The organism is Fulvivirga aurantia, from assembly GCF_009711475.1.
In the GTDB taxonomy this organism is placed as follows: domain Bacteria; phylum Bacteroidota; class Bacteroidia; order Cytophagales; family Cyclobacteriaceae; genus Fulvivirga; species Fulvivirga aurantia.
Map to the genome: position 1 here is coordinate 1 of NZ_SMMD01000871.1, position 12,374 is coordinate 12,374.

General features: G+C 40.1%; 14 protein-coding genes. 3 read left to right on the plus strand and 11 right to left on the minus strand.

Annotated features, from left to right (window positions below):
- Positions 1-7: 7 nt before the first annotated feature.
- From E1176_RS13875 to E1176_RS13910, 8 genes are all read right to left on the minus strand, one after another.
- Complete coding sequence (locus E1176_RS13875; protein ID WP_185152811.1) at positions 8-925, minus strand: ATP-binding cassette domain-containing protein; 918 nt, start codon at positions 923-925, stop codon at positions 8-10.
- A gap of 163 nt (positions 926-1,088) precedes the next feature.
- Entirely contained in the window at positions 1,089-1,979 is an 891-nt protein-coding gene (locus E1176_RS13880; RefSeq protein ID WP_155211233.1) for a hypothetical protein, read from the minus strand.
- A 113-nt stretch (positions 1,980-2,092) separates the two neighbouring features.
- A complete protein-coding gene (dnaJ, locus tag E1176_RS13885; RefSeq protein WP_155211234.1) occupies positions 2,093-3,214 on the minus strand; it encodes a molecular chaperone DnaJ in 1,122 nt (373 codons plus the stop codon).
- A gap of 14 nt (positions 3,215-3,228) precedes the next feature.
- Positions 3,229-3,852 (minus strand): nucleotide exchange factor GrpE, encoded by a 624-nt coding sequence (locus tag E1176_RS13890; RefSeq protein WP_155211235.1) that lies wholly within the window; start codon positions 3,850-3,852, stop codon positions 3,229-3,231.
- A gap of 85 nt (positions 3,853-3,937) precedes the next feature.
- The gene (gene obgE, locus E1176_RS13895; protein WP_185152812.1) at positions 3,938-4,930 is read right to left on the minus strand and encodes a GTPase ObgE; all 993 of its coding nucleotides are present in this window, start codon (positions 4,928-4,930) and stop codon (positions 3,938-3,940) included.
- A 2-nt stretch (positions 4,931-4,932) separates the two neighbouring features.
- Positions 4,933-5,523, minus strand: coding sequence for an adenylate kinase (locus E1176_RS13900; protein ID WP_155211236.1), 591 nt, complete (start codon positions 5,521-5,523; stop codon positions 4,933-4,935).
- A 42-nt stretch (positions 5,524-5,565) separates the two neighbouring features.
- A complete protein-coding gene (gene hpt / locus E1176_RS13905) occupies positions 5,566-6,093 on the minus strand; it encodes a hypoxanthine phosphoribosyltransferase (protein WP_155211237.1) in 528 nt (175 codons plus the stop codon).
- Between the two features lie 71 nt (positions 6,094-6,164).
- Positions 6,165-7,076 carry a M20/M25/M40 family metallo-hydrolase gene (locus tag E1176_RS13910; RefSeq protein ID WP_155211238.1) on the minus strand — a complete coding sequence of 304 codons (912 nt, stop codon included), beginning with the start codon at positions 7,074-7,076 and terminating at the stop codon, positions 6,165-6,167.
- Between the two features lie 209 nt (positions 7,077-7,285).
- Between E1176_RS13910 and upp the strand changes: the two genes are divergently transcribed.
- From upp to E1176_RS13925, 3 genes are read left to right on the plus strand one after another with little or no spacing between them, the layout of a single operon-like run.
- The gene (upp, locus tag E1176_RS13915; RefSeq protein WP_155211239.1) at positions 7,286-7,927 is read left to right on the plus strand and encodes a uracil phosphoribosyltransferase; all 642 of its coding nucleotides are present in this window, start codon (positions 7,286-7,288) and stop codon (positions 7,925-7,927) included.
- A 5-nt stretch (positions 7,928-7,932) separates the two neighbouring features.
- Positions 7,933-8,883, plus strand: a complete 951-nt coding sequence (locus tag E1176_RS13920; RefSeq protein WP_155211240.1) for a calcium/sodium antiporter — start codon at positions 7,933-7,935, stop codon at positions 8,881-8,883.
- Positions 8,884-8,886: 3 nt separating this feature from the next.
- Positions 8,887-9,345, plus strand: a complete 459-nt coding sequence (locus E1176_RS13925) for a hypothetical protein (protein WP_155211241.1) — start codon at positions 8,887-8,889, stop codon at positions 9,343-9,345.
- On the opposite strand, the gene sdaAA is transcribed toward E1176_RS13925, so the two are convergent.
- From sdaAA to rho, 3 genes are all read right to left on the minus strand, one after another.
- Positions 9,342-10,253, minus strand: a complete 912-nt coding sequence (gene sdaAA, locus E1176_RS13930; protein ID WP_155211242.1) for an L-serine ammonia-lyase, iron-sulfur-dependent, subunit alpha — start codon at positions 10,251-10,253, stop codon at positions 9,342-9,344. The two genes, E1176_RS13925 and sdaAA, sit on opposite strands and share 4 nt — an antisense overlap.
- A 52-nt stretch (positions 10,254-10,305) precedes the next feature.
- Positions 10,306-11,109 (minus strand): sulfite exporter TauE/SafE family protein, encoded by an 804-nt coding sequence (locus tag E1176_RS13935; RefSeq protein ID WP_185152813.1) that lies wholly within the window; start codon positions 11,107-11,109, stop codon positions 10,306-10,308.
- Positions 11,110-11,194: 85 nt separating this feature from the next.
- The coding region (rho, locus tag E1176_RS13940) for a transcription termination factor Rho (RefSeq protein WP_155211244.1) at positions 11,195-12,374 on the minus strand (1,180 nt) is incomplete at its 5' end.

Here is a 12,374-nt window from a genome sequence, read left to right on the forward strand (position 1 = left end):
AAATATCTTATTCATGGTTGCCTCCTTCTACTTTTGAGATGAAAATTTCGTTTATGCTAGGTATTTTTTCTACAAAAGAGTGTACTTCTGTAATACCAATCAGATTTTTGAGCAAGTCATTAGGCGTAGTGCCAGCTTTGATTTGAATATTGCTCTGAAAGTAATCTTCATCTAATGCCTGATCATTTATCACTTTGAAGTCTTCGGCTAAGGAGCCATTGAGTCTGCCTTTATGATCTACAATAAAAGTATTTGATTTATAAGACTGCTTAATATCCTTTTTAGTGCCTTCAAGTATTTTTTCAGATTTGTTAATGAGCGCGATATGATCACAAAGCTCCTCTACAGATTCCATTCTGTGGGTAGAAAAGATCACCGTACTCCCTTTGTCTCTCAATTCAAGGATTTCGTCTTTTATCAAGTTTGCATTTACGGGGTCAAAGCCAGAAAATGGCTCATCCAGGATTATGAGTTCGGGCTCCTGCAAGACGGTAGAGATAAACTGAATTTTTTGAGCCATACCCTTAGAGAGGTCTTCAATCTTTTTATCCCACCACTCATAGATGCCTAATTTCTTAGTCCATGCTTTGCTTTTAAGAATGGCATCCTTTCGAGAGAGGTTTCTAAGTTGCCCTAAATAAACAAGCTGTTCACCTACCTTCATTTTTTTATAAAGGCCTCTTTCTTCAGGCAGATAACCTATGATAGAAATGTGATCCTGGTTGAGTTTTTCACCATTGATTAAGATCTCTCCCTCATCGGCTTCGATGATCTGGTTTATAATTCTAATTAAGGTAGTTTTTCCCGCACCATTTGGGCCTAGTAAGCCATAAATAGCTTGTTTTGGTATCGATAAGCTTACACCATTAAGTGCCAGGTGGTTGGCATATCGCTTGGTAATGTTGGTTACTTTGAGTGCATCCACTGTTAAAAATAATTTTGATTAGGTTATAAGTCGATAATGTCTGCATAATATCACAAAACATTAAAGCTTTTTTAAAATTAATCAAAAAATTAGCTCGTGATGGCTCTTTAAAGTAAGCGGTAAATTAAGAAATTGAAGGTGTAACTAAACTGATGATTGGAAGCTATTTGTCGCGAAACTCAATGCTGCCCATACTTACATCAAGATTAAAAGTAAGCACATCCTCAGCGTCCTTTGTGTAGGCAGCGTTCACGAAAGTGTTATTTCCTAAATTCTTAAAAGACTTAGTGAGCTTTACGCGACAGAGCCATGAGTCTGTAACTTTTATCATCACCGGTGTTTCGGCAGGAGGCAATAAGATCAGAAGATTGCCGGCAGCTACGCTACTCTTTATGTTACTTGCAACTTCGGGTTTATCGCTAAAGTCTAAGGTGAGATTTCCAAAACCGATGTCGGCTACTACATTTCTAGATTTAGAAAGGTTTAGTTTTTTAACGGCTACAGATCCCAGGTCTACTTTTACATAAAAAGTATCCATTTCTACTTTGTTGTAACCATCGTTTTCATAATCGATCACTACATCTGCACTACCTGTAAAGACTTTGAGCTTTTCCACAGATAAGCCAGACAGATCTATATTAGCGTGACCAATGCCATAATTTAAATTCAAATTATAGGCCTTGTCTTCGGTAAGGTATACTTTCCAAATTTTTTCGGGAGTACTCTCAGATTTGCCAAACATGCGGTAAGATATAGATTGGCTGAGGCCCTGTGATTTGTTGTCTTCAAGGGCTAAGTTGATTTTGCAGGTCTCCCGGTTTGTTTCTTTCTCAAAAGAATGAGAGTAGCTATCAAAATCTTGATTGCTGTAAACATTAAGCAGATCTGATGTTTCACCTGGTTTGATAAAACACTGACCGCTATTTACTTTAAACTTTAAATCTACTTTCTCAACTTTTCTATCGTTATCGACAGAAAACTGTTTTTTTATTTGTGAGAAAGAAAGGGTAGTACTGATGATCCCCGCACCCAGAATAAGAATTCTTCTCCGCATGACCATTTAATACGAAGAAGCTATATGAGTGTTACGGTATTCAGAAAAAAAATTCACAAAAAAAGCTGCAAATCAGGTATTTGCAGCTTTTGTTATAATTGATCTTTTATTCGTTAAAAGAATTCTTTCATTTTTTCGAAAAATCCTTTGTCATTTTTATCAGGTCGAGGCTGAAAATTAGATGATTCTCTCAATGCTTCGAGTGTATTTTTCTCATCAGAACTTAAGCTTTTAGGCGTCCAAACATTTACGTGAATCAGCTGATCGCCTTTTCCGTAACCGTTTAAATCTTTGATTCCTTTACCTCTCAGTCTGAGGATTTTACCACTTTGAGTACCCGGCTCAATTTTGATTCTCACTTTGCCAGATATCGTTGGTACTTCTACTGATGCTCCTAAGGCAGCATCTATAAAGCTCACGTAAAGATCATATATTACGTTGTTACCCTCTCTTACGAGTTTATCATCACTCTTTTCTTCGATTACAATAAGTAAATCTCCTGCTGGGCCACCGCCAGGGGCTTCGTTTCCTTTGCCTGACATAGACAGCTGCATGCCATCACTCACACCACCAGGTATTTTTACAGAAATAATCTCTTCCTTAGACTGCAAGCCACTGCTGTCTACACCCGGAGGTCTTGAGTCTACTAATTGACCCGAACCATTACAAGTAGGGCAGGTGCTTGTAGAAACCATCTGTCCGAGCATGGTATTTACGGCTTTCCTAACCTGGCCCGTACCATGACAGGTGGTACAAGTTTTGAAAGTTACTCCGTCAGCTTTTACCAGCCTGTTTACTTTTATTTTCTTTTCTGCACCTTCAGCAACTTCTTTGAGCGTAAGGCTGAGTTTTATTCTAAGGTTAGAGCCTCTTCTTTGTCTGCGACCACCTCGGCCACCGCCACCTCCAAAGAAGCTATCGAATGGGCTACCACCGCCACCACCGAAGATGTCGCCAAACTGAGAGAATATGTCATCCATATTCATGCCTCCGCCACCGAAGCCACCGCCATTCATACCAGCGTGTCCGTATTGGTCATATCGCTGTTTCTTTTGCGGGTCTTTCAGTACCTCGTAAGCTTCTGCTGCTTCTTTAAACTTCTCTTCAGCTTCAGCATCATCCGGATTTTTGTCAGGGTGGTACTTAATAGCTGTTTTACGATAAGCTTTTTTTATTTCTTCAGCAGATGCTGACTTATCAACTCCTAATACTTCGTAATAATCTCTCTTTGCCATTCTTCTGTATTTACTTAGCTTCCGATTACAACTTTAGCGTAACGGATCACTTTATCTTTCAATAAGTAACCTTTTTCTATTACGTCTACCACCTTGCCCTTAAGTTTTGGCTTAGGTGCAGGTATTTGTGTAATCGCTTCGTGTATCTCAGGATCGAAATCCATTCCCTCTTTGCTATCCATCGGGGTAAGGCCTTTTCTCTCTAAAGCTTTGCTAAATTTGTTTTGAATAAGCTGAACGCCATCTTTAGCCGCTTTTAAGTCAGCGTCTTTCTCGCCCAATGTCTTCATAGCTCTTTCAAAGTCATCCAGAATAGGAATAAGGTCAGCCATCAGTTCAGCGTTGGCTGTCTGCACCATATCCAATTTTTCTTTGGATGTCCTTCTTCTGAAATTTTCAAATTCAGAATAGAGCCTCAAATATTTATCTTTACTTTCTGACAATTCGTCCTGAAGGCGTGAGATTTCGCTCTCTTCTTCCGACATTTCTTCATTGTCAGTAGCTTCCTCTTCTGTTTCTTCCTCTATTTTGTCTTTTATATCTTCGCTGTTTGCAGGTGTTTCACCGGCTTCAGCAGCTTGAGTATTGGCTTCTTCCGTACTTTGCACGTCTTTTTCGTCAATATTCTCTTTTTTCATTACTGCGTTGTCTTACGTGATTCATAAAAATTCGGTATTAGGGCGACAATTACTTTGCCAAAAGGTGTGTTATGTCAAAATGACATTATTTGTTAAGAACCTTCCAGAGCGTGTCTTTGAGTTCTTGAAGGCCTTTTTGTGTAATGGAAGAGATGAAGGTAGTCTCAATATCTTCTGGCAGCTCTTCTTTCATTTCAGCTATTAGCTCATCATCGAGCATATCGCTTTTAGAAATGGCCAGAATGCGGTGTTTGTCTAGCAGCTCGGGGTTGTATTTTTTAAGCTCGCCAAGTAAGATTTGATATTCTTTCTTTATATCATCTGCATCGGCAGGTATTAGAAATAAAAGCGTTGCGTTTCTTTCTATATGCCTTAGAAATCGAGTACCTAATCCTTTGCCTTCAGCGGCTCCTTCTATAATGCCCGGTATATCGGCCATTACAAAAGATTTGTAATCTCTGTAGGCTACAACTCCAAGGTTAGGAGTAAGTGTTGTGAAAGGATAATCAGCAATTTCGGGTTTGGCTGCTGATAAAACTGAGAGCAATGTTGATTTGCCGGCATTTGGAAAACCTACAAGCCCTACATCTGCCAAAAGCTTGAGTTCAAGAATTACCCACTCTTCTTTGCCAGGCTCTCCGGGTTGTGCAAATCTTGGTGTTTGCAGTGTCGAGGTTTTGAAGTTTTCATTACCAAGGCCTCCTCGACCTCCTTCTGTAAGAATTTGTTCTTCACCATCTGCGGTAATTTCAAAAAGCTTTTTTCCGGTTTCGGCATCTTTGGCGATTGTCCCCAGAGGCACTTCAAGTATTATATCCTCACCTTCAGCCCCTGATCTTCGACCTCCTTCACCAGGCTTGCCATTTTCTGCAATTACATGTTTTTTGTACTTCAGGTGTAGCAATGTCCAAAGTTGGGTATTGCCTTTGAGTATGATATGCCCACCACGACCTCCGTTACCTCCATCGGGGCCACCTTTGGGTACGTGCTTTTCTCTACGAAAATGCACAGACCCGGAGCCACCTGCACCGGAGCGTGAGCAAAATTTTACATAATCGATGAAGTTAGATGAGGCCACTCTTAGGAGTTGTTCTGAACCTGTAAGCCGTCAATTACACCACAGATTTTACCAAAAATGTCGTCTATAGATCCTACACCGTTTACAGCTGTAAATTTTCCTTGTTTCTTGTAAAACTCAGATACCGGTATAGTTTCGCTTTGATAAACCTTGATACGATTATTTATTTTCTCTTCGCTTTGATCATCAGCTCTGCCAGAAATTTTACCTCTTTCCAGAAGGCGTTTTTTCAACTCGTCAAATGGTACTTCTAAAGCAATCATGCCTGAAATAGGCGTGCCCTTACCATTCATAAGTTTGTCTAGCGCCTCAGCTTGATTTACTGTGCGTGGAAAGCCATCGAAAATAAATCCGTTAGCATCAGTAGTCTCTTTAATCTTGTCGTCTACCATGCCGATCACAACCTCATCAGGCACAAGGTATCCATCGTCCATGTATTTTTGAGCTAGTTTTCCTAACTCAGTACCCTCTCCCAAGTGCTTTCTAAACAGGTCTCCTGTTGATATATGAGTGAGTTTGTATTTGTTAATTAGTTTCTCACTCTGAGTGCCTTTGCCGGCACCAGGAGGGCCAAATAATACAATATTTAACATCGCAATAATTTTAAGGGTCTAAATATAAAGGAAATTAGCCGATTAGTCTTTGAGTTGGTAGATGTCTTTCAAGTTTCTTCCCAGCCCATCGTAGTCTAATCCATAGCCAACGACAAATTTATCTGGTATTTCAAAACCAACATACTTAAGCTGATCACCTACTTCATTTGATTTTGGTTTTTGCAGTAAGGTGACTACTTCTACGCTATTCGCTCCAAGAGATTTAAACTCTTCGAGGATTTTTACTATGGTTCTGCCAGTATCAATAATGTCTTCAATGATTACAACATCTTTATTAAAAATGTTTTCATTTAGGCCAATTAGCTGCTTGACATTACCTGTGCTTTCCATTTCTTCATAAGAAGCTACTTTTACAAAAGAAATTTCTGATTCGATATTAATTTCTTTCATGAGGTCGGCAGCAAACATAAATGAGCCGTTGAGTATAGCTATAAAAAGAGGTCGCTTTTCTTTATAATCCGCATTTAGTCTTACGGCAATTTCGCGCGTTTTTTCGGCCAGCTCCTCACTGCTTATATACTTTTCAAATGCTTTGTCTTTTACTACCATAGCTTAAAATAAAAATGCCTCTTGTCGAACAAAAGGCGTGCAAATATAAGATTAAATTTTAAATGAAGTGCCTATAAATGAGCCATTAGCTCTTTGTATAGGTCAACCATGCTCAGAATATCTTTTTTGTGAACGGTTTCTTCGGGAGAATGAACATTCTGCTCAGGAGCACCAATAAAGCACCAATCAAACGGATATGGGGAGTGCTGTAGCTCACGACCATCGCTTGACCCGGAACTCTCTACTTCTAGTTGAAAATCAACACCACTTTCCTGAGCGATTGTACGTACTTTATCAATAAATGACTTTCTTGGTATGCTATGGTCTCTGAGTGAGATTACCACACCTTCACCTGGGTGTACGCCATCAGTTACCCAGGTAATGTCTGAAATAAGTGCTTGCTTAACTCCCCATTTTTCAAAAACGTACTTACCCAGATAAGGTACAGATCCGCCACCATGCTCTTCCCAGGCACTGAACACAATCACGCCATTTTCAAGAGTTTCTGCCACTTTAAGTGCATTATAGATGCCCAATCGATTGTCTAAATAGCAAGAGGTTACATATTCTTCGTCTTCCTGATAGTCGCACTTAAAAGTGAGTGAGGTGCCGGTGTCTATAGCTCTGCCAAATTTGTAAAAAAGCTGATTGTCTTTACTCACTTCCAATTCACATTCAATCAAACTGAGAGAGTCTTCGCCAACTAATTTATAGCCGGTCTGCACATCAGGGCCGCCAATAGGCACAAGTTGATTTTGGTACCTTACTGTAAAGCCAACAGAATCCATATGAGCAAAGATGGCAGTTTTTGGGTTGCCAAATTTCAGTATCAGGCAATCTTGTAATTCATCTCCTTCTATTATCTCAGGTTGCCTTACCCACGACTCCTGATTAGATTTTACATAGTCTATCAGAAAATTTTTCACGTGGACCTCTTCCCCAGAGGGTGCATGAATTTGACATAAGTCATGTAATAATTGCATAGAGAAGGGAATGTTTTAGCTTACTTCTACTTCAGTAATTGTCGATCAATATGCGAAGCTACAGAGCAGAGGCACTACTTGCAAGATTATCACTTACAAACAGAGTGGAGTTAAATAATACTTAGAATTTAGGGTAAAAAAAGTGTATCTAAGCAAATTTTATTTAACTTGAATTTTTTTAAAATAGAAGCTTTTGCGACCGTTTTTTAATGATTAATATTCTTAATAAAGATCACTCTATTGCCAGCCATTTCATGTATGAAATGAGGCATAAAAGTATCCAAAACGACCGTAGTAAATTTAGGTATAACCTTAAAAGGCTAGGTGAGTATATGGCCTTTGAAATCTCTAAATCTTTAGAATATAAAGAGGAAACAGTAGAGACCCCGTTGGGATTAGCTAAAGTCAATTTGTTAAAAAACCAACCGGTAGTAATAGGCATATTACGTGCAGCACTGCCTTTTTACAACGGGTTTATAGATATTTTTGATCAGGCTGATGGTGGGTTTGTAGGCGCTTACCGTGAGGAAGGAGAGGATATAGAGATTCAGCTAGACTACCTGGCAGTTCCTAATCTGGATAATAGAGTGGTAATCTTGACAGACCCCATGTTGGCCACAGGTAAATCGTTGGTAAAAACTGTGAATAAGCTCCTGGCTTATGGCAAACCAGCACACATACATGTGGCGGCTGCTATTGCTGCTCCTGAAGGAATTGACTATATTTCTGATTGTTTGAATATTGACTACACCGTTTGGGTTTATGCCTTGGACGATAAACTTGATACACGTTCCTACATCATACCAGGCTTGGGAGATGCTGGTGATTTGAGCTACGGTGAGAAAATATAGAATATATGCTGCTTAACATTTTGATGCTTATTGTAGGCCTTTTTGTGCTCATATTGGGGGGAGACTTCCTGGTACGAGGGGCATCAAGCGTAGCGTTAAGAGCACATATTTCTCCTATGGTTGTAGGGCTTACCATTGTCGCTTTTGGTACTTCAGCCCCAGAGTTATTGATAAGTGTGAAAGCTGCCCTCGATGGCAGCCCTGATATGACAATGGGCAATGTTGTAGGCTCAAATATTTGTAATCTGGCCTTGGTTTTAGGCGTGACAGCCATTATTGGTTCTATAAGAGTGCAGGCCGATACCATCAAGCTAGATTGGCCGGTAACTATGGGTAGTGCACTGCTTTTGTATTTTGTGGTAAAAGAGGATGACCTAATTTCTACCTATGAGGGCGTTATATTTATAGGCCTACTTATTGTCTACACGTTTTACATCATTAGAAAATCCCGAAAAGAAACCAAGGCAATACGGGCACTTGAAGAAGATCTTGACCTGCCAGATGAAAGTTCTAAGCTATGGATGGACATTGTGTATATCGTTGGTGGGTGTGCGGGCCTTTATTTCGGGGCGGATTGGTTTGTTGGGGGAGCGAAGGATTTAGCTTCATTTTTAGGAGTAAGTGAGCGGGTAATTGGTATTACGGTACTTGCACTCGGTACCAGTCTGCCAGAATTAGTCACAGCTATAGTAGCATCAATTAAAAAAGAAACTGACCTGGCCCTGGGTAATCTTATGGGCTCAAATATTTTCAATGTCCTTTCTATTTTAGGTATTACCAGTATCATCCAAAACATACACGTGAGTGAAGAAATCCTGGAGCATGACATGGTGGCCATGCTGGGAGTAACGCTTATCATTCTTCCAATGATGCTTTATAAAAGATTAATGACCCGGGTCTCGGGTATTATACTTTTATCTATATATGTTTACTACACATATACTGTTATAGCTTAATTAATGCTAGAAGAAATACTCAAGATTTTGACGGTCTATTTACTGACCATGGTAAAATTTATTGCAGGACCCACACTGGGTTATGCCAGTGGATTTAGCTTGTTTGTCACAATTGCAATTACAGTAGCAGGTACGATGACCAGTGTATTACTTTTTACATTTTTAGGTCAGCTCTTGAGAGAGAAAGTACTCAAAAGAATATTTAGGAAGCGTAGGGTGTTTACACCTAGAAATCGAAGATTTGTAAAAATCTGGAATAAATACGGGCTTATAGGAGTGACTTGTCTGACTCCAATTATTTTTACTCCGATTGGAGGTACTGTTTTACTTACCAGTTTTGGTAGTCCAAAAAAGAAAATTATTAGTTGGATGTTCGTTTGGGCTGTAGTCTGGGCCGTAATATTTTCAAGTGCGATTTACCTATTCGGCCCCAAAATACTACCCGGTTATAGCACTCCTTAGCTTTCGTCTGTATCCTCGTCAGGTAGTATTTCAATATCCTGAATGAGCACCTTTTTAGAAATGCTCTGACCTGTTTTGGTAGCTGCAAGACCGCCCATGGCCGTTTCTTTATAGCGGTTTTCCATACTTTGCCCTACTTCACCCATGGCATCTATGCATTCATCTACAGGTATAACCCCGCTAAGATTTGCAAGAGCCATTTGAGCCGATGAGTTGGCGATGGCTGCTGCACTGGCATTTCTTACCACGCAAGGTACCTCTACTAAGCCGGCAACAGGGTCGCAAACTAAGCCTAACATACACTGAATGGTAATTGCAACGGCATTGAAAACCTGATCGATATCTCCATCGAGACAATACACAATAGCACCCGCTGCCATGGCTGCAGCGCTTCCGGTCTCTGCCTGACAACCACCGACTGCTCCGGCTAAAGAAGCTTTCTTTTCTATAATAAGTGCAATTCCAGCTCCTACCAACAGGCCTTCCAAAATCTTCTTGTCAGGTATATCGTGAATTTCCTGTAGTGTAAAAAGAGTACCTGGTAATATGCCAGATGCTCCTGCTGTAGGTGCTGCTACCACTCGACCCATGCATGAGTTTACTTCTTTTGCCGCGAGGGCGCGTGAAATAAGGTTTTGAAATTCTTTAGAGAGTACTGTTTTTTTATGTTGATAAACTTTTTTTGCACCATTGTTTATCATGCCAGACCTCGAGGTCATGTCTTCTTTAAGGCCTGTTTTTACAGCATCTTTCATTACTGTGTAGGCATTATTCAATCCATCCCATACCTGTTTTTCAGTCCGGTCTTTTTGATCCTTTTCGTACTCTAGTACGGGCTCAAAAAGGGTCTGCTTTTTTTCTTCACAATAAGCCTTCCAGCTGGCAAAATCATCAAATAATAAACTCATAGCTCAAATTTAGTGACAATTCTCTACAAAAAAGAATGCAAAATCGTTCAGCCTATAAAAATAACTCGATGCTCTTACGGGCAATGACTAATATGATGATGGATATAAAGGCGTATGAAATAATTTGAGGCTTAACCCTGTGGCTCAGGAGCACCCCAAACGGAGAGGCAAGAATAACACCTGCAGCTAGTGGTAAAGCTATTGGCAATATGATATAGCCCATATGGGCGACACCCGGGGCAAAAGCAGGTTGATTACTTACATTTACAATGGTAAGCACAAAAGCAATGGCGAAAATAATGGCATAAGTTATCGCCTTGGCTTTTCTTATATCGATCTTGAGCCATAAGGAAAGCAGAGGCATAACCACTGAGCCACCACCGAGCCCCGTAAATGCTGCAACTAAACCTCCTGTAGCTCCAGTGATTGCCAGTTTGGAATTTGTGATTTTTTCTAGTGATTCTTCGGGTCGCTTAAGTTTGATGATCGATCTGATCACCACGTAAATTAGGAATGAGATGATGATAGCATTGTAAATTTCTTTTGGGTAGTCAATACGTAATACAGCAAATTGTAAAAGTAAAGCTGCCGTTACCACAGCTGCCCCTGCAGCCCAAACAGATTCATTTCCATAAAATTTACCTTTAGAAATAGTGGTAAGGTTGTTCATAAAGGATGAGCACATAGTGGCGAAAATGGTATTGGCTATGGTGAATTTTACCATTTCATCTGCAGGTATACCTAACGCCTGCAACCCAAAAGGAATAATTACGATAAGTAAAAAGCCTGTGCCAATGCCAGCCAGACCTGCTACAAACCCGCCAAAAAGGCCAGCTAGAAAAAGAAGAAAATACATTAGAGCCATAGTAGTTTCTGTTAATACATAAAAAAAGCCATCCCGTAACCGGGACAGCTTTCGTATTTAGGGATTTCTCAAATCATTAACCATTCATTGAGATTAGAAACTCTTCGTTATTTCTGGTTCCTTTCATTTTAGAAAGAAGGAATTCCATGGCTTCGCCTGAGTTCATGTCTGCCATAAACTTACGTAGAATCCATACTCTTTGCATTTCTTCATCGCTCATGAGTAAGTCTTCTCTTCTTGTACCAGAAGCAGGTACATCAATAGCAGGGTAAACCCTCTTGTTACTAAGTTTTCTATCAAGCTGCAGTTCCATGTTACCAGTACCTTTAAATTCTTCAAAGATAACCTCGTCCATTTTAGAGCCAGTTTCGATAAGTGCTGTAGCCAGGATGGTAAGTGATCCACCGTTTTCTACGTTTCTCGCTGCTCCAAAGAATCTTTTTGGCTTGTGCAGAGCGTTAGCATCAACACCACCAGATAGAATTTTACCAGAAGAAGGTACTACTGTATTGTAGGCTCTTGCCAGTCTGGTGATAGAGTCAAGTAAAATAACCACATCGTGACCACACTCAACCATTCTTTTGGCTTTTTCTAGTACCATGCTCGATACTTTTACATGGCGATCTGCCTGCTCGTCAAAAGTAGAAGATACAACTTCAGCTTTTACGCTTCTGGCCATATCAGTTACTTCCTCAGGACGCTCATCGATTAGTAAGATGATCAGGTAACACTCAGGATGATTCTCAGCGATAGCGTTAGCCACATTCTTTAATAATACAGTTTTACCTGTTTTAGGCTGTGCTACGATCATACCTCTTTGTCCTTTACCTATTGGTGAGAAAAGGTCTAAAATTCTGGTAGAGTAATCGCTAGGCTTGTTGCTGAGTTTAATTTTTTCTTCAGGGAAAAGTGGCGTCAGGTATTCGAATGGCACACGGTCTCTGATCTCATCAGTAGTTTTGCCATTTACGCTACTCACTCTTAATAGAGCAAAATACTTTTCTCCCTCTTTAGGTGGTCTTATCTGGCCTTTTACAGTGTCACCTGTTTTAAGACCAAATAATTTTATTTGAGAAGGCGATACATAAATATCATCTGGGCTGGCCAGGTAGTTGTAATCAGAAGATCTAAGGAAGCCGTAGCCATCCTGCATGATCTCCAATACACCTTCATTTTCAATTACACCATCAAAGTCGGTAATGTTACCTTCTTTTTTGCTGCTCTTTTTATCGTCTCTACGGTCATCTCGCTTATCA

Bases quoted from the DNA above. Each gene is read 5' to 3' on its own strand.
- dnaJ (WP_155211234.1), bottom strand. From the start codon at position 3,214: ATGGCAAAGAGAGATTATTACGAAGTATTAGGAGTTGATAAGTCAGCA.
- E1176_RS13880 (WP_155211233.1), bottom strand. From the start codon at position 1,979: ATGCGGAGAAGAATTCTTATTCTGGGTGCGGGGATCATCAGTACTACC.
- E1176_RS13925 (WP_155211241.1), top strand. From the start codon at position 8,887: ATGCTAGAAGAAATACTCAAGATTTTGACGGTCTATTTACTGACCATG.
- E1176_RS13900 (WP_155211236.1), bottom strand. From the start codon at position 5,523: ATGTTAAATATTGTATTATTTGGCCCTCCTGGTGCCGGCAAAGGCACT.
- E1176_RS13920 (WP_155211240.1), top strand. From the start codon at position 7,933: ATGCTGCTTAACATTTTGATGCTTATTGTAGGCCTTTTTGTGCTCATA.
- upp (WP_155211239.1), top strand. From the start codon at position 7,286: ATGATTAATATTCTTAATAAAGATCACTCTATTGCCAGCCATTTCATG.
- hpt (WP_155211237.1), bottom strand. From the start codon at position 6,093: ATGGTAGTAAAAGACAAAGCATTTGAAAAGTATATAAGCAGTGAGGAG.
- E1176_RS13890 (WP_155211235.1), bottom strand. From the start codon at position 3,852: ATGAAAAAAGAGAATATTGACGAAAAAGACGTGCAAAGTACGGAAGAA.
- E1176_RS13935 (WP_185152813.1), bottom strand. From the start codon at position 11,109: ATGTATTTTCTTCTTTTTCTAGCTGGCCTTTTTGGCGGGTTTGTAGCA.
- E1176_RS13910 (WP_155211238.1), bottom strand. From the start codon at position 7,076: ATGCAATTATTACATGACTTATGTCAAATTCATGCACCCTCTGGGGAA.
- sdaAA (WP_155211242.1), bottom strand. From the start codon at position 10,253: ATGAGTTTATTATTTGATGATTTTGCCAGCTGGAAGGCTTATTGTGAA.